General features: G+C 76.9%; 23 protein-coding genes. 12 read left to right on the forward strand and 11 right to left on the reverse strand.

All coding sequences use genetic code 11. The annotated features are described in order from the left end of the window. Positions 1–5: 5 nt before the first annotated feature. Entirely contained in the window at positions 6–671 is a 666-nt protein-coding gene (locus BMZ33_RS12785; protein ID WP_091110775.1) for a winged helix-turn-helix transcriptional regulator, read from the forward strand. 24 nt (positions 672–695) lie between these two features. Beyond that, complete coding sequence (gene arfB, locus BMZ33_RS12790; protein ID WP_091110778.1) at positions 696–1,136, forward strand: alternative ribosome rescue aminoacyl-tRNA hydrolase ArfB; 441 nt, start codon at positions 696–698, stop codon at positions 1,134–1,136. A gap of 3 nt (positions 1,137–1,139) precedes the next feature. On the opposite strand, the gene BMZ33_RS12795 is transcribed toward arfB, so the two are convergent. Further along, on the reverse strand, positions 1,140–1,784 hold the full coding sequence (locus BMZ33_RS12795) for a GNAT family N-acetyltransferase (protein WP_091110780.1): 645 nt from the start codon (positions 1,782–1,784) through the stop codon (positions 1,140–1,142). Between the two features lie 100 nt (positions 1,785–1,884). After that, positions 1,885–2,568 carry a hypothetical protein gene (locus BMZ33_RS12800; RefSeq protein ID WP_169064254.1) on the reverse strand — a complete coding sequence of 228 codons (684 nt, stop codon included), beginning with the start codon at positions 2,566–2,568 and terminating at the stop codon, positions 1,885–1,887. Between the two features lie 295 nt (positions 2,569–2,863). Between BMZ33_RS12800 and BMZ33_RS12805 the strand changes: the two genes are divergently transcribed. Genes BMZ33_RS12805 through BMZ33_RS12815 form a run of 3 tightly spaced genes read left to right on the forward strand, consistent with a single transcriptional unit; the run spans position 2,864 to position 8,357 of the window. Then, positions 2,864–5,449 (forward strand): molybdopterin oxidoreductase family protein, encoded by a 2,586-nt coding sequence (locus tag BMZ33_RS12805; protein ID WP_169064255.1) that lies wholly within the window; start codon positions 2,864–2,866, stop codon positions 5,447–5,449. Then, a complete protein-coding gene (nirB, locus tag BMZ33_RS12810) occupies positions 5,449–7,974 on the forward strand; it encodes a nitrite reductase large subunit NirB (RefSeq protein ID WP_169064256.1) in 2,526 nt (841 codons plus the stop codon). Before BMZ33_RS12805 ends, nirB begins: the two co-directional genes overlap by 1 nt. Continuing rightward, a complete protein-coding gene (locus BMZ33_RS12815; protein WP_091110783.1) occupies positions 7,971–8,357 on the forward strand; it encodes a Rieske (2Fe-2S) protein in 387 nt (128 codons plus the stop codon). The genes nirB and BMZ33_RS12815 overlap by 4 nt, the downstream gene beginning before the upstream one ends. Positions 8,358–8,391: 34 nt before the next feature. Here the strand turns inward: BMZ33_RS12815 and BMZ33_RS12820 are convergent, their stop codons facing one another. From BMZ33_RS12820 to BMZ33_RS12825, 3 genes are all read right to left on the reverse strand, one after another. Then, positions 8,392–9,375 (reverse strand): methyltransferase, encoded by a 984-nt coding sequence (locus BMZ33_RS12820; protein WP_169064257.1) that lies wholly within the window; start codon positions 9,373–9,375, stop codon positions 8,392–8,394. A gap of 56 nt (positions 9,376–9,431) precedes the next feature. Beyond that, positions 9,432–9,668 (reverse strand): sigma factor-like helix-turn-helix DNA-binding protein, encoded by a 237-nt coding sequence (locus tag BMZ33_RS23305; protein ID WP_169064258.1) that lies wholly within the window; start codon positions 9,666–9,668, stop codon positions 9,432–9,434. Between the two features lie 101 nt (positions 9,669–9,769). Further along, positions 9,770–10,558 carry a hypothetical protein gene (locus tag BMZ33_RS12825; protein WP_169064259.1) on the reverse strand — a complete coding sequence of 263 codons (789 nt, stop codon included), beginning with the start codon at positions 10,556–10,558 and terminating at the stop codon, positions 9,770–9,772. A gap of 148 nt (positions 10,559–10,706) precedes the next feature. On the opposite strand from BMZ33_RS12825, the gene BMZ33_RS12830 reads away from it, so the two are divergent. Beyond that, entirely contained in the window at positions 10,707–12,089 is a 1,383-nt protein-coding gene (locus BMZ33_RS12830; RefSeq protein WP_091110791.1) for an MFS transporter, read from the forward strand. A gap of 31 nt (positions 12,090–12,120) precedes the next feature. On the opposite strand, the gene BMZ33_RS12835 is transcribed toward BMZ33_RS12830, so the two are convergent. The 4 genes from BMZ33_RS12835 to BMZ33_RS12850 form a co-directional block, all read right to left on the reverse strand. Beyond that, the gene (locus BMZ33_RS12835; protein WP_091110794.1) at positions 12,121–13,254 is read right to left on the reverse strand and encodes a uroporphyrinogen-III synthase; all 1,134 of its coding nucleotides are present in this window, start codon (positions 13,252–13,254) and stop codon (positions 12,121–12,123) included. A gap of 55 nt (positions 13,255–13,309) precedes the next feature. Next, a complete protein-coding gene (locus BMZ33_RS12840) occupies positions 13,310–14,743 on the reverse strand; it encodes a PP2C family protein-serine/threonine phosphatase (RefSeq protein ID WP_091110798.1) in 1,434 nt (477 codons plus the stop codon). Next, positions 14,743–15,450, reverse strand: coding sequence for a GAF and ANTAR domain-containing protein (locus tag BMZ33_RS12845; RefSeq protein ID WP_091110801.1), 708 nt, complete (start codon positions 15,448–15,450; stop codon positions 14,743–14,745). The genes BMZ33_RS12840 and BMZ33_RS12845 overlap by 1 nt, the downstream gene beginning before the upstream one ends. Positions 15,451–15,550: 100 nt before the next feature. Further along, complete coding sequence (locus tag BMZ33_RS12850) at positions 15,551–16,600, reverse strand: MBL fold metallo-hydrolase (protein WP_169064260.1); 1,050 nt, start codon at positions 16,598–16,600, stop codon at positions 15,551–15,553. Positions 16,601–16,640: 40 nt separating this feature from the next. On the opposite strand from BMZ33_RS12850, the gene BMZ33_RS12855 reads away from it, so the two are divergent. The 6 genes from BMZ33_RS12855 (at position 16,641) to BMZ33_RS12880 (ending at position 20,427) form a co-directional block, all read left to right on the forward strand. Next, entirely contained in the window at positions 16,641–17,132 is a 492-nt protein-coding gene (locus BMZ33_RS12855; protein ID WP_169064261.1) for a PH domain-containing protein, read from the forward strand. 417 nt (positions 17,133–17,549) lie between these two features. After that, positions 17,550–18,149: a translation initiation factor IF-3 gene (infC, locus tag BMZ33_RS12860; protein ID WP_091110806.1), complete on the forward strand. Its 600-nt coding sequence runs from the start codon at positions 17,550–17,552 to the stop codon at positions 18,147–18,149. Positions 18,150–18,248: 99 nt separating this feature from the next. After that, positions 18,249–18,443, forward strand: coding sequence for a 50S ribosomal protein L35 (gene rpmI / locus BMZ33_RS12865; RefSeq protein ID WP_091110808.1), 195 nt, complete (start codon positions 18,249–18,251; stop codon positions 18,441–18,443). Positions 18,444–18,477: 34 nt separating this feature from the next. Beyond that, a complete protein-coding gene (gene rplT, locus BMZ33_RS12870) occupies positions 18,478–18,864 on the forward strand; it encodes a 50S ribosomal protein L20 (RefSeq protein ID WP_091110811.1) in 387 nt (128 codons plus the stop codon). 175 nt (positions 18,865–19,039) lie between these two features. Further along, positions 19,040–19,831 carry a TrmH family RNA methyltransferase gene (locus BMZ33_RS12875; protein WP_091110814.1) on the forward strand — a complete coding sequence of 264 codons (792 nt, stop codon included), beginning with the start codon at positions 19,040–19,042 and terminating at the stop codon, positions 19,829–19,831. Positions 19,832–19,839: 8 nt separating this feature from the next. After that, positions 19,840–20,427, forward strand: a complete 588-nt coding sequence (locus BMZ33_RS12880; RefSeq protein ID WP_091110816.1) for a DinB family protein — start codon at positions 19,840–19,842, stop codon at positions 20,425–20,427. 22 nt (positions 20,428–20,449) lie between these two features. Here BMZ33_RS12880 and BMZ33_RS24115 read toward each other — a convergent pair whose 3' ends face one another. Both BMZ33_RS24115 and BMZ33_RS24120 read right to left on the reverse strand, forming a co-directional pair. Continuing rightward, positions 20,450–21,676: a diguanylate cyclase domain-containing protein gene (locus BMZ33_RS24115; RefSeq protein ID WP_169064262.1), complete on the reverse strand. Its 1,227-nt coding sequence runs from the start codon at positions 21,674–21,676 to the stop codon at positions 20,450–20,452. Next, positions 21,603–22,763: an EAL domain-containing protein gene (locus BMZ33_RS24120; RefSeq protein WP_169064263.1), complete on the reverse strand. Its 1,161-nt coding sequence runs from the start codon at positions 22,761–22,763 to the stop codon at positions 21,603–21,605. The genes BMZ33_RS24115 and BMZ33_RS24120 overlap by 74 nt, the downstream gene beginning before the upstream one ends. Between the last annotated feature and the right edge of the window lie 2 nt (positions 22,764–22,765).

The following is a 22,765-nucleotide window of genomic DNA, read 5'->3' on the forward strand; positions in this document are numbered from 1 at the left end:
GGGGCGTGCCCGACCGCCGCAGCTACGACGACCCCTGCGGGATCGCGCGTGCGCTCGACCTGGTGGGGGAGCGCTGGGCGCTGCTCGTCGTCCGGGAGCTGCTGCTGGGCCCCAAGCGGTACAGCGACCTGGCCCGCGGCCTGCCGGGGAGCAGCCCCACGGTGCTCAGCCAGCGCCTGCGCGACCTCGAGACGGCCGGCCTGGTGACCCGATCGGTGGCCGGACCGCCCGTGGGCGGCCGGGTGTACGAGCTCACCGACCGCGGGCGCGCGCTCGACGACGTCCTCCTCGCCCTCGGCCGCTGGGGCTCGGGCACCGTCCAGACGTCGTCCGGCGAGCTCGGCACCGACGCGTTCGTGCTGGCCCTGCGCACCACGGCCGACCCGGCCCGGCTGGCCGGCTGGTCGGCGCGGGTCGGGCTCCGGGTGGAGGACCCTGCCGGTGCCGACCGGATCGCCCTCACCGTCGACGACGGGCGGCTGACCGCGGTCCGCGGCGTGGCCGCCGCTGCCGACGCCGTCCTCGCCGGGCCCGCGGCAGTGCTGCGCCCGGTCGCCTTCGGGCGACGACCGCTCGACGACGCGCTGGCCGCCGGTGACCTGCGGATCGACGGAGACGCCGCGGTGGTGCGCCGCCTGCTCGCCGCCGTCGTACCGCCCGTGCCCGCCTGACCTCCGGCCGTCAGACTGGCCGGCGTGCCCGCTCCCGACGACGCCTCCGGTGACCTCCCGGTCACCGGCTCCCTCGTCGTGCCCGCCGCCGCCCTGTCCTGGCGGTTCTCCCGCTCGTCGGGGCCGGGCGGGCAGGGCGTGAACACCGCGGACTCGCGGGTCGAGCTGTCGGTGTCCCCGCTGGAGCTGCCGGGCCTGAGCGAGGCGCAGCGGTCGAGGGTGCAGCAGCGGCTCGGCGGCCGGCTCAGCGACGGCGTCCTCACCATCGCCGCCGCCGAGCACCGTCAGCAGCTGCGCAACCGCCAGGCCGCCCGCGAGCGGCTGGCCGCCGTGCTGCGCGCCGCGCTGGCCCCGCCGCCGCCGGCCCGCCGCCGCACCAAGCCGACGCGGGGCTCGCAGGAGCGGCGGATCGCGGAGAAGAAGCGCCGCGGTGAGCTCAAGCGCCGCCGGGGCGGCTGGGACTGACCCTCACAGCTGCGGCATCGGGACGCCGGGCTGCCGGACGACCACCCACAGCGGCAGCTGCCCGTCGGCCGAGCGGGTCGCCGCGGTCACCTCGAAGCCCAGCGCCCGTGCCCAGCGCACGACCGCCCACGCCGGCGCCACCAGCGCCGCGGGCACGCCGTCGTCGTCGCAGCGCCGCAGCGCCGGCTCGAGCACCGCGCCGCCCAACCCGCGGCGCCGCGACCGCGGCCGGGTGGCCAGCGCCCGCAGCCGCCAGTGCGGACCGTCGGGCAGTGCCGCGGCGAGCGCGACGTCGGTGCGGGCGACGGCGTCGGCGCGATCGGCGTGCAGCCGGGGCACCTCGCGCGCCAGCGCCGCCCCGACGTCGGAGGGCAGCGGCGGGGCCGCCCCCTCCGGGGCCTCCCACGAGGCGACGGCGTCGACGTCCTCGCTCACCCAGGCGGTGCCGGTGGTCACGCCGCGGTGTGCGTCGAGTTCCGCCAGCCGGGTCAGCCGCTGGGTCCGGCCGTCCACGGGCAGCGCCCAGCGCACCCAGCGCGACTCGGCGAAGGAGACGGTGAGAGTGGCGGCGATCCGGGGCACGTCGCGGGGCTCGGCCGGCCGGACGACGGGGACGCCGACGTGGACCGTCGGGCCGGGTTCGCTCATGACCCGATCAGACCACGCGTCTGCCACCGGCGCGGTCCCCGCACACGACGACGGGGCCGGCCCCCGGATGGGGCTTGGCCCCGTCACGGGCGCGGCGGGCTCAGGCGTCGAAGCCGGCGCGGTCGATCCTGCGGTGGTAGCGGGTGCCCAGCTTGCCGCCCAGCACGGCGCCGAGCAGCGTCGCGACGAGGACGGCCACCAGGGCGGTGATCCCGGCGGTGGTGAGGGTGTCACCGCTGATCGGGAGGCTCGGCAGGTTCGGCTGCTGCAGCACGTCGTACTGGGCGCCGAGGACGGCCCCGGCGACGCCGAGGAGCACGGCGACGAGCAGGCCGATCACCCAGACCGCGATGCCCTGCCGGACGCCGTCGGAGCGGGCCATCCGGCCGGCGACGCAGCCGCCGGCGAGGTAGGCGAGGAACAGGACCACCAGCAGGGCGATGCCGCCGGTGAGGCCGATGGTGTCGGCCTGGGCGGTGGCCTGGTCGGCCGCCTGGTCGGCGCTGGACACCTGGGTCAGGCCGAAGGCCACGCCGGCGGCCGACAGCAGTGCCAGCAGGACCACCGCCAGCCCGTTGGCCGACAGCCAGCCGAAGAAGGCCGCGCCCCACGTGATGCCGCCGAAGCGGGCGTGCTGGGCGTCGACCGCGTCGCGGGCGGCGCCGCGGGTGGCGGAGGCGCCGGCGGTGGTCGTGGAGGCGGCGTTGCCGCCGAGGGAGCTGCTCAGGGTGCCTTCCGTCAGTGGGGTCTGGTCCCGCCCCGGGGGAGGGAGCCGGGTGGGCACCCGCGGGTCCAGCAGGTGCGGGTGCCGGTCGCGTCGGCGCCCTCGGTGTCGGGGCGAGCGCGGTGGAGTGGCCCGCCGACCTGCCGTCGGGTGCTCCGGGTCTGCTCCGGGCGGCGGCGCTGCCACCGTTGCGCGGGCCGCCATCTGGTTGCCCTCTCGATCACGGCGTGAACCGGAACGCGCAGGATCCGGACCCGGGCGCACCGTCGCCCCGGGCCGGCCGTGAGGTCGCCGGAACGCAGGCTTGACGTCGTCGTGGCGGCGGGGAAACCGGGCCGCAGCAGCCTCTACAGACGTGTCCGCAGCCGTCGTCCCCGGTGCCGTTCCGGCCGGTCCCCGCACGCGGACCACCGAGACCCACTGCCCCTACTGCTCGCTGCAGTGCGGCATGGCGGTGACCGCCGGCGACCGGCCGGCGACCCTGGTCCCGCTGGACTTCCCGACCAACCGCGGCGGGCTGTGCGCCAAGGGCTGGTCGGCGCACGAGCTGCTCGACCACCCGGAGCGGCTGACCCGGCCGCTGGTGCGCGCCGTCCCCGGCGATCGCACCAGCCCGCTGGTCGAGGCGACGTGGGACGAGGCGCTCGACCGGGTCGTGGCCGCGATCGGGCGCACCCAGGCCGAGCACGGCCGCGACGCCGTCGGCTGCTTCGGCGGCGGCGGGCTGACCAACGAGCAGGCCTACCAGTTCGGCCGGTTCGCCCGCGTCGCCCTGCGCACCAGCGCGATCGACTACAACGGCCGGTTCTGCATGTCCTCGGCGGCGGCCGCGGCCACCCGCGCCTTCGGCCTCGACCGCGGCCTGCCCTTCCCCCTGGCCGACGTCGCCGAGGCCGACGTCGTGGTGCTGGTGGGCAGCAACCCCGCCGACACCATGCCGCCCGCGGGGCAGCACCTCGACGCCGGCCGGGCCCGCGGCGCCCTGCACGTCGTCGTCGACCCCCGGCGGACGGCGACCGCCCGCGCTGCCGGCCTGCACCTGCAGCCGCTGCCGGGCACCGACCTGGCGCTGGCCAACGGGCTGCTGCACACCGCGGTCGCCGAGGGTCTGGTCGACGGGGACTACGTCGCCGCGCGCACCACCGGCTTCGACGCCGTCCGCGACGCGGTGGCGGGCTACTGGCCCGACCGGGTCGAGCGGATCACCGGCGTGCCGGTGGCCCAGCAGCGGCAGGTCGTGCGGGCCCTCGCCCGCGCGGAGCGCGCGATCGTGCTCACCGCCCGCGGCGCCGAGCAGCACCGCTCCGGCACCGACACCGCGACCGCGTGGCTGAACCTGGCGCTGGCCCTCGGGCTGCCCGGCCGGCCCGGCAGCGGCTGGGGCACCGTCACCGGCCAGGGCAACGGGCAGGGCGGCCGCGAGCACGGGCAGAAGGCCGACCAGCTGCCCGGCTACCGCAGCCTCGCCGACCCCGCCGACCGCGCGCACGTGGCCGCCGTCTGGGGCGTCGACCCCGGCGACCTGCCGCGGCCGGGGCGCAGCGCCTTCGAGCTGCTCGACGCCCTCGGCACCGACGGCGGCGTCCGCACGCTGCTGGTGCTCGCCTCCAACGTCGCCGTGTCCGCGCCCGACGCCCGCCGGGTGGTGAGCCGGCTGCACGACCTCGACTTCCTCGCCGTCAGCGACTTCTTCCTCTCCGAGACCGCCGAGCTCGCCGACGTCGTGCTGCCCAGCGCCATGTGGGCCGAGGAGTCGGGGACGATGACCAACCTCGAGGGCCGGGTGATCCGCCGCCGGCGCGCCCTGGACCCGCCCGAGGGCGTCCGCGACGACCTGCGGCTGCTCGCCGAGCTGGCGGAGCGCCTGGGCGCACGGGGCTTCTCCGCCGATCCCGAGACGGTCTTCGCCGAGCTCCGCCGGGCCAGCGCCGGCGGCACCGCCGACTACTCCGGCATCACCTACGACCGCATCGACGCCGAGCAGGGCGTCTTCTGGCCCTGTCCCGCACCGGCGCACCCGGGGACGCCGCGGCTGTTCACCGAGCGGTTCGCCACCCCCGACGGCCGGGCGCGGTTCCGAGCCGTGCACCACGTCGAGGCGCACGAGCGCCCCGACGAGGAGCACCCGTACGTGCTGACCACCGGCCGGGTGCTCGCGCAGTACCAGTCGGGCACCCAGACGCGGCGCTCGCGCAGCCTGTCGCTGGTCGCGCCCACCCCGCGGGCGGAGCTCCACCCCGACCTGGCCCGCCGGCTGGGCATCGCCCACGACGACGTCGTCGAGCTGGCCACCCGCCGCGGCCGGGCCCGCTTCGCCGCCGCGGTCACCGACGCCATCCGCCCCGACGTCGTCTTCGTGCCCTTCCACTGGGGCGGCGGCTCCAGCGCCAACGCGCTCACCGACCCGGCACTCGACCCCGTCAGCCGGATGCCCGCCTTCAAGGTCTGCGCCGTCGCCGTCACGCGCGTCGGCGGCCCGGCCGAGCGCATCCCCGAGCCCGAGGCCGCCGGCCAGCCCGCGCCTCGGCCGCACACCCGACCCACGTCCCCCGAAGCACGGTCCCCGTCCCGGAGCTCGAGGAGGAGCCACCCCGTGAGAAGCAGCCCGAAGTTCCTGCAGGGCGTGTTCCCGCTGACCGGGGAGGGCCTGGCCAAGCCGGGCCCGGTCGACCCGGCACTCCGCTACCAGGTGCCCGCCGGCGTCACCGCCCAGGCGCTGTACTTCCGCGGCGGCAACTCCACCGGCGAGCTGGTGTACGTGCTGCTCGTCCGCGACGGCGAGCCGGTGCGCTGGTTCCCGATCGGCGCCCGGGGTGACGTGCACGTGCCGCTGCGGGTGGTCGAGGACCTGCCCGGCGGCTGCGTGGTGGAGCTGCACGCCGCCGCGCCCGAGGGCGTCACCGGCGAGCTCGTCGTCGACCTGGGCCTGGTGGAGGTCTGATGCGCGTCCTCGGCGGCCGCCCGGAGGGGCTGACCTCCCTCTCGATGGACGACGAGCTCGACCCCCGCGCCCGCCTCGTCGTCGTGGGCAACGGCATGGCCGGCGCCCGTCTCGTCGAGGAGGTGCTCGAGCGCGGCGGCGGCGAGCAGTTCCGGATCACCGTGTTCGGCGACGAGCCGCACGGCAACTACAACCGGATCATGCTGAGCCCGGTGCTGGCCGGGGAGGCGCACGAGGACGACATCGTCCTCAACAGCCACGACTGGTACGCCGACGCCGGCGTGCACCTGCGCGCCGGCGTCCGGGTCGAGCGGGTCGACACCGCCGCCAAGGTCGTGTACGCCGCCGACGGCTCCGCCACCGCCTACGACCACCTGGTGCTGGCCACCGGCAGCCACAGCTTCATCCCGCCGACGGCCGGGGTGCGCACCGGCGACGGCGGCCTGCTGCCCGGCGTGTACGGGTTCCGCACCATCGACGAGACGCGCGCGATGCTCGCCGCCACCTCGCGCTGCCGGAGGGCCGTGGTCATGGGCGGCGGGCTGCTGGGGCTGGAGGCCGCCCGCGCGCTGCAGGGCCACGGGCTCGAGGTCGACCTGGTGCACGCGATGCCGTGGCTGATGAACGCCCAGCTCTCCCGGGAGGCCGGCGCGGTCCTCGAGCGCAGCGTGGCGGCGCTCGGCATCACCGTGCACCTCGACGTGCTGGCCACCGAGGTGCTCGGCGAGGGGCACGTCGAGGGCGTGCTGCTGCAGGACGGCCGGCGGCTAGACTGCGACCTGCTCGTCGTCGCCGCCGGCGTCCGCCCGCACACCGACGTCGCCGTCCGCTCCGGGCTGGAGGTCGAGCGGGGCGTCGTCGTCGACGACCAGCTGCGCACCGACGACCCCGACGTCTACGCCATCGGCGAGTGCGCCCAGCACCGCGGCTCGGTCTACGGCCTGGTCGCGCCCGCCTGGGAGCACGCGCGGGTGCTCGCCGACGTGCTCACCGGCACCGACCCGACGGCCGAGTACCACGGCAGCCGGACGGCGACGAAGCTCAAGGTGGCCGGGGTCGACGTCGCCACCATGGGCGTGAGCACCCCCGAGCGGGACTCCGACGAGGTCCTCGTCATCTCCGAGCCGAAGCGGGGCGTGCACCTGTCGGTGGTGGTCCGCGACGACCGGCTGGTCGGCGCCACCCTGCTCGGCGACACCCGCAAGGTCGCCTACCTGACCCAGGCCCTCGACCGCGGCACCGCGCTGCCCGAGGAGCGCATCCGGCTGCTGGTCGACCTCTCCGACGGCAGGGAGGAGGTCGGCGTCGCGGACATGCCGGCCGACTCCCAGGTCTGCAACTGCAACGGGGTGACCAAGGGCGCCATCTGCGGCGCGGTCGCCGACGGCTGCGGCAGCGTCGGCGCGGTCATGGACCGCACCCGCGCCGGCAAGGGCTGCGGCTCCTGCAAGGCCCTGGTCGAGCAGGTCGTGGAGTGGGCCGCCGACGGCGACGTCGCCGAGGACCCCGCCGCCTCGTACTACGTCCCCGGCGTCCCGCTGGCCAAGCCCGCGCTCGTCGCGGCCATCCGCGAGCACGACCTGCGCAGCGTGTCGGCCGTGTTCGCCGCGCTGGCCCCCGACGGCAGGGAGGACGCCCGGTCGAAGATGGGCCTGGCCTCGCTGCTCAAGACGGTCTGGGGCACCGATCTCGTCCGCGAGAAGGACGCCGAGTTCGTCAACGACCGGGTGCACGCCAACATCCAGCGCGACGGCACGTTCTCCGTCGTCCCGCAGATGAAGGGCGGGGTGACGACGCCGGCGCAGCTGCGGCGCATCGCCGAGGTCGCGGAGAAGTACGAGGTCCCGATGGTCAAGGTCACCGGCGGCCAGCGGATCGACCTGCTCGGCGTCCGCAAGGAGGACCTGCCCGCGGTGTGGGCCGACCTCGGCATGCCGTCGGGGTACGCCTACGGCAAGAGCACGCGCACGGTGAAGACCTGCGTGGGCAGCGACTTCTGCCGCTTCGGCCTCGACGACTCCACGCAGCTGGGCATCGACCTGGAGACCCGCTTCCAGGGCATCGAGAGCCCGGCCAAGATCAAGATGGCCGTGGTCGGCTGCCCGCGGAACTGCGCCGAGGCCTACGTCAAGGACGTCGGGGTGGTCGCGGTGGGCAGCGGCCGGTGGGAGGTGTACGTCGGCGGGGCGGCCGGGGCCACGGTGCGCAAGGGCGACCTGCTGGCCACCGTCGGCTCCCCGGCCGAGGTGCTCACGCTGGTGGGCCGGTTCCTGCAGTACTACCGCGAGCACGCCAACTGGCTGGAGCGGACCTACGACTTCGTGCCGCGGGTGGGGCTGGAGCGGGTCCGGTCGGTGGTCGTGGACGACGCCGAGGGCACCTGCGCCGACCTCGACGCCGGCGTGCAGCGCTCGATCGACGCCTACACCGACCCGTGGGGCCAGGACGGCCGCGAGCCGGCGACCCCCGGGCAGTTCCGCGCCGCGCTCCCGCTGCTCCCGCTGCCGCTGGTGCCGGTCCGATGAGCACCGTCGACACCCGCACCGCCGACACCGGCACCGTCGACACCGGCACCGCCGACACACGGCCGGCCGCGCCGGCCGGCGTCCGGGCGCACGCCGTCGCGCGGGTCGAGGACGTGCCGCCGGGGGAGGGCCGCGCGTTCGTCGCCGGCGGCGTGCAGGTCGCCGTCTTCCGGCTGCGCGACGGGTCGCTGCACGCCACCCAGGCCGCCTGCCCGCACGCCGGCGGCCCGCTCGCCGACGGGCAGACCGACCCCGACGTGCTGGTCTGCCCGCTGCACCTCTACGGGTTCCGGTGGACCGACGGCAGCTCCACCGGCGGCGTCCCCCCGCTGACCCGCTACCCGGTCCGCGAGCTCGACGGGATGGTCGTCGTCGAGACCTGAGCGTGCACCTCCGCGGACGTGCACGCGGGGGACGTCAGGACCCCGCGGCGGGCCGGGCCTCCAGGACGTGCACGCCGGCGTCGGTCGGCACGTCGCGCGCGAGCCGCAGCCCGGCGTCGGCGAGGAGCCGGCCGTACTCGGCGGCGGTGCGCTCCCGGCCGCGCAGGAGCAGGAGCACGTGCAGGTCCATGCGCACCGCGGCCGGGTCGTCGGTGGCCCGCTCGGGCAGCACCGCCTCGACCACGTGCAGCACGGAGTCCGGCCGCATCGCCGCCCGGCAGGCGCGCAGCACGCGCAGTGCGGCGTCGTCGTCCCAGTCGTGCAGGACGCGGGAGAGCAGGTAGGCGTCGGCGCCGGCCGGCACCCCGGTGAAGAAGTCGCCGCCGACGGCCGGCAGGTCGCTGCCGGCGACGACCTCGGGCAGGTCGAACAGCACGACGTCGGCGTCCGGCAGCCGCTCGCGGACCGCGCGCAGCAGCGTGCCGCGGCCCCCGCCGACGTCGACCACCGAGCCCAGCCCGGTCAGGTCGAGGGAGGCGACGACCGCCGCCGCCTCGCGCGCCGAGCGGCTGTCCATCGAGGCCTGGAAGGCGGCCAGCTGCTCCGGCTGCTCGGCCAGCCGGTCGAAGAACGGCCGGCCGTGCACCTGCTCGAACGCGACCCCGCCGTCGCGCACCGCCGCGGGCAGCCCGGCGGCCGCGCCGTAGTAGACGCCGCCGCGCACGGCCACCGGGCCGCGCAGCGACCCGGGCACCCCGGTCCGGAGCAGCCGGCCGGTGTCGGTGAGGCCGAACCGGCCGTCGCCGGTCTCCTCGAGCACCTCCTCCGCGGCCAGCCCGCGGAGCACCCGGTGCAGCGGGCCCGGCAGCGCGCCCAGCTCGCCGGCCAGGTCGGCGGCGCTGCGCGGACCTGCGGCCAGCGCGTCGGGCACGCCCAGGACGACGGCGGTGTGCAGCAGCTGGGTGACCAGGTAGCCGTCGGCCAGGCGGGCCAGCCGATCGGCGGCGGAGCCGGACACGGCGGCGATGGTGGCACCGCCACCGGGCGGGGAGCAACGGGCCGGGGCGCCGCCGGTCAGTCGGGCAGCGCCTCCACCCCCCGGGTGGTGTGGGTGTCCACCGCGCCGGCCGAGCAGCAGAGCACCTCGGCGGTCTGCTGCTCGGAGAGGTCGGCGTGGTGGCGCAGGACGACCGCTCCGCGCATCCGCGGCGGCAGCGAGCGCAGTGCCCTCTGCACGAGGTCCGCCGCGTGGCCGCGATCGCCGGCGAGCAGGACCGCCAGGCGGAGCAGGCCCGCCTGCTCCCGGGGCACGAAGTCCTCGAAGCGCAGCCCGTCGACCCCGGGTCCCTCCCGCCGGCGCGCCCGCCGGACCCACAGCCACGGGTCACGGACGGGTCACGATCCGCCGGGGCTCAGGCGAGGTCGGCCAGCGCGGCGGTGACAGCGTCGTCGCGGACGAAGTCCAGCGCCAGCAGGCGGTGCACCAGCACGCCGCTGCGGGTCGGCCGCAGGTCGGCCGGGCGCAGCCGGGGGAGCGCCGCGCCGCCGGGGCGGGGCCGGGCCGGTGGCGGGTCGAGCAGGCCACGGCGCTGCAGGTCGGTGAGGTCCTCCAGCGCGCCCCACGCCGTCCAGCCGCGCGGGTCCTGCGGCACCGGCGCCATCGGCAGCGGCAGCCGCTCGCGCCGGCCGACGGCGGCCAGCAGCACCAGCTGCCGGCCGGTCAGCTCGCCGGCCAGCCGCAGCCCGCGGCGCACGACGGCGGCGTCCAGGTCGGGGGAGACGGCGGCCTCGGCCAGCAGGTACCCCAGGTGCCGGACCCGCCACTCCTCGGTCGTGTCCGCGGCCGCCAGCACCACGGCCTCGGCCAGCTCGTCGGCCGGCGCGCGGTCGCCCGGGCCGCGGGCGAGGAAGCCGTCGGAGCGCACCGACCGGCCCTGCGCGGCGCGGGTGACCGACAGCTCGGCGGCGAAGGCCAGCGCCGCCCCGGCACGGCAGCGCCCCCGGCGCGGGACGGGGGCCGGCAGGTCGGCGTCGGCCGCCGTCGCCGTCCGCCGGAGCCACGCCGCGAGCCGGTCGTCGAGGCGCACGCGCGCCGCCGCGCCGTCGAACAGCAAGCCCGCCGCCGAGCGCGCCATCGAGCCGGCCACCAGCTCACCGGACTCCACCAGCGCGCGCCCGGGCGCGACCTCCACGTGGTCCACGCCTGCGATCATCGTCGTTCCCGGCCGGTCCTGTCGGCCCACGACCGGGACCCTCACCACAGCGGGGCAGGGCCGGTGAGCACAACGGAACACGGGGTGCTCCCGACGGCGACGGCGGGGAAACCGCCGCCCGCGACGCTGCTGACCCATGGCCGCCCCTCCGCGCACCGCACCCCCTCCCGTCGCCGCGCCGACCCCGCCGCGCGGCAGGCGGTGGATCGACGACTGGCGCCCCGAGGACCCCGCCTTCTGGGAGTCCACCGGCAGGCGGGTCGCCCGCCGCAACCTGTTCTTCTCGGTGTTCTCCGAGCACGTCGGCTTCTCGGTCTGGAGCCTGTGGTCGGTCGTCGTCCTCTTCCTGCCCGAGCCGGTGTACGGCATCGACCCGGCGGGCAAGTTCCTGCTGACGACGCTGCCCACCGCCCTGGGCGCCTTCGTGCGGCTGCCCTACACCTTCGCCGTGGCGAGGTTCGGCGGCCGCAACTGGACGGTCGTCAGCGCCGCGCTGCTGCTGGTGCCCACGATCGCCACCGCCGTCGTCCTCGAGCCCGGCGTCAGCTACACGACGCTGCTGGTCGTCTCCTGCCTGGCCGGCGTCGGCGGCGGCAACTTCGCCAGCTCCATGGCCAACATCAACGCCTTCTACCCCGACCGGCTCAAGGGCTGGGCACTGGGCCTCAACGCCGGCGGCGGCAACCTCGGCGTCCCGGTCGTCCAGCTCGTCGGCCTGCTGGTGCTGGCCACCGCCGGCGTCGAGCACCCGCGCATCGTGCTGGCCGTCTACCTGCCGCTGGTCGTCGTCGCCGCGGTCGGCGCGGCCCTCCTGATGGACAACCTGACGACGGCGCGCAACCAGCCGCGGGCGATGCGCGAGGCCACCCGCGAGCCGCACACCTACGTGGTGTCGTTCCTCTACATCGGCACGTTCGGCTCGTTCATCGGCTTCGGCTTCGCCTTCGGCCAGGTGCTGCAGAACCAGTTCGCCGCCGACTTCGCCACGCCGCTGGCCGCGGCGTCGCTGACCTGGCTGGGCCCGCTGCTGGGCAGCCTGGTCCGCCCGCTCGGCGGCTCGCTGGCCGACCGCTTCGGCGGGGCCCGCATCACCTGCTGGACCTTCGTCGCCATGGCCGCCGGCGCCGGGGTCGTGCTCACCGCCAGCCGGGTGGGGTCACTGCCGCTGTTCGTCGTCGGCTTCGTGCTGCTGTTCGTGCTCAGCGGCCTCGGCAACGGCTCGACCTACAAGATGATCCCGGCCGTCTTCCGAACCCAGGCCCAGCAGGCGGTCGCCGCGGGGCAGGACACCGCGCTCGCCGACCGGCGGGCGCTGCGGATGTCCGGCGCGCTCATCGGCATCGCCGGCGCGGTCGGCGCCTTCGGCGGGGTGCTGGTCAACCTGGCCTTCCGCCAGTCGTTCCTCACCACCGGCAGCGGGGACGCCGCCTACCTGGTGTTCATCGCCTTCTACGCCGTCTGCGTCGTCGTCACCTGGGCCGTCTACCTGCGCCCGGCCTCACGCACCGCTGGGGTGTAGGGACCGGGCTCCCTCCCGCGAGATCTGCGTGTCAGACCGCCAACCGGTAGCCGCGCTTGACCACCGTCTCGACCACCCCGGGCCCGAGCGCGGCGCGCAGCCGGGTCACCGCCATCTCGACGGCGTGGGCGTCCCCGCCGCCGGGCAGACCGCGCACCAGGTCGGCCTTGGCGACGACGTCCCCCGGCCGGGCGGCCAGCGCCCGCAGCACGGCGATCGGGCCGGGCGGCAGCTCCACCAGCCGGCCGTCGAGCACCGCGGCGTGGCCGCGCACCTGCAGCTGCGCGCCGCCCACCCGCAGCACCGGGTCGCGCTCGGGCAGCCGGGCCACCACCTCGCGGGCCAGCGCCCCCAGCCGCGACCGCTCGGGCTGCACGGTGCGGATCCCGGCCGCCTCCAGCGGTGCCGCCGTCACCGGGCCCACCGCCACCGGCAGCACCGGCCCGGACAGCGCGGCCACCAGCCCGTCGTGCAGCCCCAGCCCGGCGGCCTCCGACAGCAGGCTGGCCGCCGCCGGTGCGCTGGTGAAGGTCACCGCGTCCACCGCCCCGGCCACCACCGAGCCGACCAGCCGGCGCAGCGGCCCGACGTCCTCGGGCAGCACCCACCGGTACACCGGCACGGTCAGCACCTCGGCGCCGGCGGCGCGCAGCGCGGCGACGAACTCCGGCAGCGGGTCGCCGTGCAGCTGGACGGCCACCCGCCGCCCGGCCAGCGGCCCCTCGGCCCCGGACAGCAGGTGCTCGAGCACCTCGGCCGACGACTCCGACGGCGGCGACCACGCGTCCACGAGCCCGCCGCCGCGGATGGCGCCGCGCGCCTTGGGGCCGCGGGCGAGCACCCGGGCGGCGCGCAGGTGCTCCACCAGCGGCAGGTCCCACGCCTCCGCGGCCTCCAGCCACCCGCGGAACCCGACGCCGGTGGTGGCCACGACGAGGTCGACCGGCGCGGCGAGCACCGCCTCGGTGGCCGCGACCAGCTCCGCGTCGTCGGCCAGCGGCACGATCCGGATCGCCGGGGCGTAGACCACGCGCGCACCCCGCCGGTCGAGCAGCGCGCCGAGCTCCTCGCGCCGCCGGGCGGCGGTCACGGCCACCGTGTAGCCGGCCAGCGGGGCCGGGGCGGCTGCCTCGTCGGGGGCGGGGACGGCGGGGGAGGGGTGCACGCCCCCATGGTCCGCGACCGTCGTTGCGGGCGTGTGACGTGTCGCCCCGCCCGGTTCAGCGCTCGGCCCAGGACGCGACGAGGATGCTCGCGTCGTCCTGGAGCACGCCGTCCTGGTGGTTGAGGACCGCGTGCACCAGCCGGCGGACCGTCTCCGGCGGCGGCTGCCCGGCCGCGGCCGCGCGGGTCAGGAACTCGACCAGCCGCTGCTCGCCGAACCACCGCCCGGCGGCGTCCCGCGCCTCGGTGATGCCGTCGGTGTAGAGCACCAGCCAGTCCCCGGGCTCGAGCACCTCCTCGGCGACCCCGAAGCCCGCCGTCTCGAGCCCGAACGGCACCCGCCCGCCCGCGCTCAGCTCCTTGACCACCCGCCCGTCGCGCAGCAGCAGCGGCGGCGGGTGCCCGGCACGGACGTACCGCAGCCGCCCGGAGGTGACGTCCAGCTCGGCCAGCACCCCGGTGACGAAGGCGCTGCCGGGGAACGTGGTCCCGATCACCTCGTCGATCGCGCGGGCCTGGTCGTGGATGCCGCGCCCGGCCCGCCGCGTGCTGCGGGCGGCGGCGAGGCTCGCGGCGCTCATCAGGCCGGCACCGAGGCCGTGCCCCATGGCGTCGAGGACGGTCATCCACACGGCGTCCTCGCCGAGCGCGTAGTCGAAGGCGTCGCCGCCGACGTCCGCGCTGGGTTCCAGCAGCCCGGCCAGGACGAAGCTGTCGGTCGCGGCGGTCAGTGGCGGCAGCTGCTGCCACACCAGCTCGGCCGACGGCGACCGCGGGCGGCCGCGCCGGGTGCGCTCCAGGACGTCGCCGTAGACCCCCATCGAGGTGACCAGGTGGGCGACCATCGAGGCCAGCCACTCGCACTGCTCCCGCAGGTCGGGGTCCTCGAGGTCGCGGGCCGCCGCCACCCGCACCTCCAGCACGCCCATCCGGTCGGCGCCGTCCAGCAACGGCACCCAGAGGCGGGGGACCCCGCCGGCCTCCGAGGGCAACAGCCGGCCGGCCTGGAAGACCCGGCCGGGCAGGGTGCCGTCGACGGCGACCGGCTCGGTGCACGTCCGGCCGTCGGGGAGCCGGAGCAGCCACCGCTGCTCGTGGTCGACGACGTGCACGGCGACGTCGACGCCGAGGACCCGGCCGGCGTGCGCGGCGAGCGGGCCCAGCCGGTCCGGGGGAGCGGAGCGGGCGGCCTCGAGCAGGTGGAGCAGCGCCGCGAGCGGGCCGGTGGTGGGTCGCGGCGGGCGCAGCGGCCGCGAGTACGGCACCCGGCGGGCCGCGGAGAGCTCGTCGAGCCGCTCGTTGACCGCGACGGCCAGCAGGTCGCCGTCGACGTCCGGCAGGGACGCCAGCCCGTCGAGGTGCGCCTCCAGGTCGAACAGGTCGCCGTCGCCGCCCAGCTCGAAGTACCGCAGCCACAGCTGCTCGAGCCCGAGGTCGGCGTGACCGAACGCGGCCCGCAACAGGGTCCGCCGGTCCTCGGCCGACGTCATCAGCGGAGCCGGCGGACGGTGGAGTCGACCACTGCACGGGCCGCCTGCCGCAGCGTGCCGGCGTCCCCTCCGGAGCGGGACAGCAGCATGGCCAGCGCCGTCTCCTCGCCGACCCCGTGCCGGGCCATGAGCACGCCCTTGGCGGTGCTCACCACGTCGCGGGCCGCGACGGCCCGCCGCAGGTCGTCGCTGGCCCGGCGTGCCCGCTCGCGGGCGGTCACGTGGGTGACCAGCAGGGCGGCCTGCGCCGCGGACAGTTCGAGCACCTGCGCGTCGTGGGGGGTGAAGGCGCCCGGGACGCCGCCGTAGACCTTGAGGGCGCCGAGCGTGCGGTCCCCGGCCACCAGCGGGGCGCTCAGGCTCGACAGCAGCCCGAGGTCGGTGGCCGCCGCGGCCCAGCGCGGCCAGCGGCCGTCGGTGTGCAGGTCGTCGGCGCGCACCAGCGTCCGGCCGGCGGCCGCGGCCAGGCAGGGGCCCTCGTCGAGCTCGTACTGCAGCGCGTCGGCGCGCTCGACCAGCGGGTCGGTCGCCCCGGACGTCCGCCGTCCGGACCGGTCCACGATCGACACGCCGGCGCCGGTGGCCCCCGGGACGGTCTCGAGCAGCAGCGAGCTGACGAGGCCGAGCGCGACGGCCACGGTCTCCTCGGAGAGCAGGAGGCCCGACACACGTGCGGAGACGACCGACAGCTCGTCGGCGAGGGGCATGGGTCGGTGGGCGTCGTGACGCACGGGCACCTCGAGGGCAGCGGCCGTGGCGACCCCGTGGCTCGAGGACCCGGCCTGCGGCTCCCAGGGTAGTGCCGGATCAGCGGAGGTGGGTCGCGCTCCACCGCGGCACCGTGCCGCCGTCACCGACCACCAGGCCCCGGCTGGCGAGCAGCCGCACGTGCGCGTCGGTCTCGGTGACGGCGAAGATCCGCATCCGCCGCTCGTACTCCGACCACGGCCGCGACCAGGTCAGGTGCGCGGCCAGGTCCCAGGGACTGCTACCGGGGTGCTCCCGGGCGGCGGCCAGCAGCTCGGCGAGGCGGCGCTCGTGGTGCGCGCGCAGCTCGCGGGTGCGCTCGGCCAGCCCGCGGAAGCGCCACTCGTGGCCCGGCAGCACCTCCTCGACCGCCCGGCCGGCGACCGCCTCCAGCGACCCGAGGTAGTCGCGCAGCGGGTCGCCCGCGCCACCGGCGTGGGTGGAGATGTTCGGGCTGATCCGCGGCAGCACGTGGTCGCCGGCGAAGAAGAGCCCGGTCGCCTCGTCGGCGAAGCACAGGTGGCCGGCGGTGTGCCCCGGCGTGTGGACGGCGCGCAGCGACCAGCCGGGCAGGTCCGCGCGGTCGCCGTCCTCCAGCAGCCGGTCGGGCCGCACCAGCCGCCGCCAGGAGGCCCGCTCCTCGGGGGTGCCGGCGTCGGCGCGGGCGTCGTCCTCCGGGGCGCCGAGGGACACCAGGAAGGCGACCTCGCGCTCCGTGGACTCCTCCGGGGAGCAGTCGGTCATCGAGCGCAGGTCGCCGGCGTCGGCCGGGTGCATCGCCACCCACGCGCCCGACGCCTCGCGCACCCGCTGCGCCAGGCCGACGTGGTCGAAGTGCAGGTGGGTGACCAGCACGCCACGCACGTCGGCGACGTCCCCGCCGATCGCGGTCAGGCCGGCGCGCAGCGCGTCCCAGCTGTCGTCGGCGCCCCAGCCGGTGTCGACCAGGCCCAGCCCGCCGCCGGCGAGCTCGAGCACGTAGGCGTTCACCCAGCGCAGCGGCCCGCCCATGGGCACCGGCACCGACCACAGGCCCGGCCGCACCGCCTCGACCGGCGGCACCGCCCGCTCCTGCCAGGCCGTCCGCTGTGCGTGCCCGGTCACCTCCACGGCCCGCACTCTGCCAGCCGTGGCCTGGGACCATGGAGGCGTGCCCAGCCCGCCCGCCGCACCCGACCGCGTCACCGCCGTCCCGCGCCGGCTCCGGCTGGCCTGTGCGCTGGTCGCCGCGGCGGTGGTGGCCGGGATGACCGTCGTCGCCCTGCTGCTGACGTCGTCGTCGACCGGGGTGGTCGAGTTCGGCCCGGTCGACCAGGTGGCGATGGCCGGCCTCGGCCTGTTCCTCGGCGCCGGGATCCTCGCGCTGGGCCGACCCCGGGTCGACGCCGACGCCGCCGGCATCCGGGTGCGCAACCTGCTCGGCCGCGCCGACCTGCCCTGGGACGTCGTCCGCGCGGTGCGCTTCGACCGCGGCGCCGCCTGGGCGAGCCTCGAGCTGGCCAACGGCGACGAGATGGCCGTCGCGGCGGTGCAGGCCGTCGACGGCGAGCGGGCGGCGGTCGCCGTCGAGGGCCTGCGCGCCCTGCACGCGGCGGCGCGGGCCCGGCAGCCCGCGCCGCCGCCCCTGCTCTACGACGACTGAGGAAGGACCCTCCTGCCCCCCACCCCTCGCTCCGCTCGGGGCGGGCCCCTGCAGGAGGGGCCCTGCAGGAGGGCCGTCGCAGCACCTCACCGGGGCCGTTGCAGCACGTCGCGCCCCGGAATGACCGGGGCCGTCGCGACGCTGTAGCATGGGCGTGCCTCCCCGCTACACGAGGCGCGCGAACCACCATCCAGCGGCCCTGCCCCGGGCCGCTGACCAAGAGGAGCCCGCTCCCACCTGGCGCCGTCGAGGCGCCCAGGTCCCGGATCGCGAGAGTCCGGCCCGCCCCGGCCGGCTCTCCGCGACGTGCACGGCCCCCCGTGGGTCCGTGCCGCACCGGCGGACGGGCCCTGTGAGCACCTGCTCACGGGGCCCGCGTCGTCCCGGTGCCCGGTCGGGCGCGGCTCCTCCCGTGGAATGAGCAGAGGAGAGGCCATCACCGAGCCCCGTATCAACGACCGTATCCGCGTCCCCGAGGTCCGCCTGGTCGGCCCCGAGGGCGAGCAGGTCGGCATCGTGCCGATCGGCGAGGCGCTGCGACTGGCGCAGGACTCCGAGCTGGACCTCGTCGAGGTCGCGCCGATGGCCCGTCCGCCGGTCGTCAAGCTGATGGACTACGGGAAGTTCAAGTACGAGTCCGCCCAGAAGGCCCGCGAGGCCCGGCGGAACCAGGCGCTCACCGTCATCAAGGAGATGCGGCTGCGCCTGAAGATCGACCCGCACGACTACGAGACCAAGAAGGGCCACGTCGAGCGCTTCCTCAAGGGCGGCGACAAGGTCAAGATCACCGTGATGTTCCGCGGCCGCGAGCAGTCGCGGCCCGAGATGGGCTACCGCCTGCTGCAGCGGCTGGCCGCCGACGTCTCCGAACTGGGCGTCGTCGAGTCCAACCCCAAGCAGGACGGCCGCAACATGGTCATGGTGATCGCCCCGCACCGGAACCAGGCCGCGACCGACGGCGCCCGCCGCCAGGCCAAGGCCGAGCGCGCCGCCGAGGGTCAGACCCCGACGGGCTGACCCGGGCGCACCGCAGGACCGCACCACCAGACCGCCGGTGCCGTGCGGCAGCTCCGTGCTGCCGCGCGGCGCCGACAGACACCGACGAGGACCGAGGACATGCCGAAGCAGAAGACCCACAAGGGCACCGCCAAGCGGGTGCGCGTGACGGGCACCGGCAAGATCATGCGCGAGCAGGCCAACAACCAGCACAAGTTCGAGCACAAGTCCTCGCGGCGCAAGCGCCGGCTGGAGAAGGACCAGGTCCTGAGCCCCGCCGACTCGAAGACCGTCAAGAAGCTGCTGGGCATCTGAGCCCCCGCCTCCCGAACCTGTAAGGAGCTCTCACGTGGCACGCGTGAAGCGGGCGGTCAACGCCCAGAAGAAGCGCCGGACGACCCTCGAGGCCGCCAGCGGGTACCGCGGTCAGCGCTCGCGCCTGTACCGCAAGGCCAAGGAGCAGATCCTCCACTCGGCCACCTACAACTACCGCGACCGCAAGGCGCGCAAGGGTGACTTCCGCAAGTTGTGGATCACCCGCATCAACGCCGCGGCCCGCCTGAACGACATGACCTACAACCGGTTCATGCAGGGCCTCAAGCTGGCCGGCATCGAGCTCGACCGCCGCGTGCTCGCCGAGCTCGCGGTCAACGAGCCGGCCGCGTTCGCCGCGCTGGTGGAGACCGCCCGCGCTGCCGTCGCCGCAGCTCCGGCCGGCGGCGAGCAGGCCGCCTAGGCCGTTCCTGCACGCTGACGACGCCGTCGGTGTCCGGTCCCCAGGGGCCGGCGCCGGCGGCGTCGCCGTGTGCGGGGCGCGGCCGGCTGACGAGATCTGCACAGTGGCGCCCTCCCGGCCCCGGAAGGGCGCCACTGTGCAGATCTCGCGGGGAGGGACGAAAGGGGAGGACGACGTGACCGAGCCGCTGACCGAGCGCTCGGGCCGGGTGGCCGCCGCCCGCAAGCTGACCCGGCGGTCCGGCCGGGACGCCGCGGGCGCCTTCCTCGCCGAGGGCCGCCAGGCGGTGTCCGAGGCGCTGGCGACCGTGCCGGAGGACGTCCGGGAGGTCTTCGCCACCGAGGCCGCCGCCGCGGCGCACCGCGACCTGCTCGCCGGGACGACCGTGCCCGTGCGGCTCGTCACCGAGAAGGCCGCCGCCGCGCTGTCGGAGACGGTGACGCCGCAGGGCCTGGTCGCCGTCTGCGCGCTGCGCGACGTGCCCGCCGACGACATGGTCGCCGCGCCGCCCTCCTTCGCCGTGGGCCTGGCCGGGCTGGCCGACCCCGGCAACGCCGGCACCGTGCTGCGCACCGCCGACGCCTGCGGGGCGGGCGCGGTCGTCTTCGGCGCCGGGTCGGCCGACCCCTACGGCGGCAAGGCGGTGCGCTCCAGCGCCGGCAGCCTCTTCCACGTCGACGTCGTCCGCAGCGCCCCGCTCGGGCCGCTGGTGGCTGCCGTGCAGCAGCGCGGCGTCACCGTGCTGGCCGCCGACAGCGGGGGAGAGGCCACCCTCGACGAGCTGGGGGCCGTGCTGGCCGGGCCGGTGCTGTGGCTGTTCGGCAACGAGGCCCGCGGGGTGCCCCCGGAGCTGGCCGCGGCCGCCGACGCCCGGGTGCGGATCCCCATGCGCGGCCGCGCCGAGAGCCTCAACCTGGCCGCGGCCGCCGCGATCTGCCTCTACACGACGCAACGGGCGCAGGGTTGAGTGGCGGGGTGGACGACGACGCCAAGGCCACCCTGCACCGCTACCTGGCCGGTGCCCGCGAGGCGCTGCTGTGGAAGCTCGAGGGGCTCTCGGAGTACGACGTCCGGCGGCCGCTGACGCCCACCGGCACTAACCTGCTCGGCCTGGTCAAGCACCTGGCCTGCGTGGAGGCCGGCTACCTCGGCGGCGTCCTGGGCCTGCCGTTCCCCGAGCCGATGCCGTGGGACGACCCCGGCGCCGGGCCCGACGACGACCTGTGGGCGCGCCCCGACGAGAGCCGCGAGGACGTCCTCGGCCGCTACGCGCGGGCCACCGCGCACGCCGACGCGACGATCGCCGCGCTCGCCCTCGATGCCACCGGCGAGGTGCCCTGGTGGCCCGAGGAGCGGCGCCGGCCCACGCTGCACACCCTGCTGGTGCACGTGCTGGCCGAGGTCGCCCGCCACGCCGGGCACGCCGACGTGCTGCGCGAGGGCGTCGACGGCGCCGCCGGGCTGCGCCGGGACCACGACAACCTGACCCGCGCCGACGCCGCCGCCTTCGCCGCCCACCGCGAGCGGCTCGAGCAGGCCGCCCGGGAGGCCGCCGGCCGCTGAGCCGCCCGCGCCCGGCCGCCGGTCAGCCCGGCGCCGGCGACGCCGGGACCGGCACCGCCCGCCGCGGCGCCTGGCGCTGCTTGCGCTCGTACATCCGCAGGTCGGCCGCGTGCAGCAGGTCGGCGAACACCACCCCGTCGGCCGGGCAGACGCTCACCCCGACGCTCGCGCCCACGGTGACCTCGGTGCCGCGCAGCGCCACCGGACGGCCGAGGGAGGCGGCGAGCTCGTCGGCCACCCGGGCGGCCTCGTCGGCCGCGGTCTCCGGCGAGAGGTCGGGCAGGGCCACGAGGAACTCGTCGCCGCCGAGCCGGGCCACCAGGTCGCGGCGGCGGACGCGGTCGCGCAGCCGCCGCGCCACCACCTGCAGCAGCTCGTCGCCGGCGGCGTGGCCGAACCGGTCGTTGACCGCCTTGAAGCCGTCGAGGTCGACGAACAGCAGCCCGAGCGCGTCGCCGCGGGCGCGGGTCTCCCAGACGGCCGCCTCCACCTGCTCCTCGAGGCGGCGCCGGTTGAGCAGGCCGGTGAGCGGGTCGGTGTAGGCCAGCTCCTGGATGCGGGCCAGCGCGGCCGACGTGCGGTCGCGCTCGCGCACCAGCGCGCGCTCGGCCTCGACCCGCGCGGTGACGTCGACCTGCACGCCGATGTACTGCACGACCGCGCCGTCGGCGTCGTGCACCGGCGCCAGGTGCAGCTCGTTCCACCAGGGCGTGCGCTCGGGGCCGCGCAGGTTGAGCACCGTCTCGCGGCAGGCCTGACCGGCGGCGACCGCGGCGCGGATGCGGGCCACCGCACCCGGGTCGGTCTCGGTGCTCTGCAGCAGCCGGCAGTTGCGGCCGAGGATGTCCTCCGACGGCAGCCCGGCGAGGTCCCGGAACGCCTGGTTGGCGTAGACGATCGGCTGGTCGGGCAGCCGCATGTCCACCACGGTGACCCCGCTCGGCGTGGCCTCCAGCGCGCGGCGCAGCAGCACCTCGGCGTTGCTCGTCCCCACGGCCAGGCCGGTGGCCGGGCGGGCCGCGGGCACGGTCGGCAGCGCTCCGGCAGGGGTGGCCGTGGGAGCCGAACCGGTGCGCGGCGCCACCCGGGACAGCAGGGACGACGCCGCCCGGGACACCGTCGTCCGGTCGTAGGTGAGCGCGTACTCGAAGGTGCGCTCGGGGTCGGGGCCGTCGTCACCGAGGTCGCGGGCGAGCAGCGCGGCGCTGAAGTGCGGGGACAGCACGGCGACGTCCCACTCGCCGCGCACCGGGTCCTCCGGCGACAGGGCGGCCCCGCGCAGGCCCGGCAGCGGCTCGACCGGGAGGTCCTCGCCGAGGGGCGCACACGAAGCCGGTGCGCTCGACCAGGTCGCGGTAGCGCTGCGTGGTGGAGACGGTGAAGTGGCGGGCCTCCTGGAAGGTGGCGGCCACCACGCACGTCCGACCCAGCCGCATGGCCTCCCGCTCCAGCTGCTTGGACAGCTCGATGAGCAGCGCCTTGGGTGCACGCCGCAGCGGGACGTCGTCGGGCAGGCAGGCGAACGGGGACAGCTCGCCGAGCGCGCCGCCGGGCCGGCCGGCGCCGGGCAGCACCAGCTCGCCCACCGGGAGCCCGCCGGCCGGGCCGGACGCCGGGCGGCCGAAGAGCCAGCCCTGGCCGAGGGTGGCCCCCAGGCCCAGCGCGGTGCGCAGGTGGCCGCCGTCCTCGATGCCCTCGGCGAGCACCACCGCGCCGCTGCGCTCGGCGTAGGCGTTGACCGCGTTCACGATCTCGGCGACGGCGGGGCCGGGCCGCTCCTGCACCAGGCGCAGGTCGAGCTTGACGACGTCGGGGCACAGCAGCGGCAGGAAGGCCAGCGACATCGTCTCGGCGCCGACGTCGTCGACGGCGATGGCCCAGCCCAGCTCGCGCACCCGCTCCACCGTGCGCAGCAGCTCGGCCGGTCGGGCGGCCAGCGCCCGCTCGGTGATCTCCATGACCACCCGCAGGTGGCCGGGGGCGCGCTCGGCGATGGCGAGCAGGTCGGCCAGCGGCGCGGTGTCGAGCACCTCGGGCTCGACGTTGACGAACAGCGTCAGCGGGGCCACGAGCGCGGCGTCGACGGCACCGCGGAAGGCGGCCGCCCGGCAGGCCTCGTCCAGCTCGGCCAGCCGCCCGGCGGCGCGGGCCGCGGCGAACAGCGCGTCCGGGCGCTCCAGCGGGCCCACCGGACCCCGGGCCAGCGCCTCGTAGGCCACGACCCGGCCGGTGTCGAGCTCGACGATGGGCTGGAACACGCTGTGCACGCCGCGGATGGCGTCGGCGAGCACGGGATCGGCGGGAGGAGGCGTCCGTGCCTCGGCGGGGGAGCTCATTC

Origin of the sequence: Geodermatophilus dictyosporus (assembly GCF_900115505.1) — a bacterium.
In the GTDB taxonomy this organism is placed as follows: Bacteria; Actinomycetota; Actinomycetes; order Mycobacteriales; family Geodermatophilaceae; genus Geodermatophilus; species Geodermatophilus dictyosporus.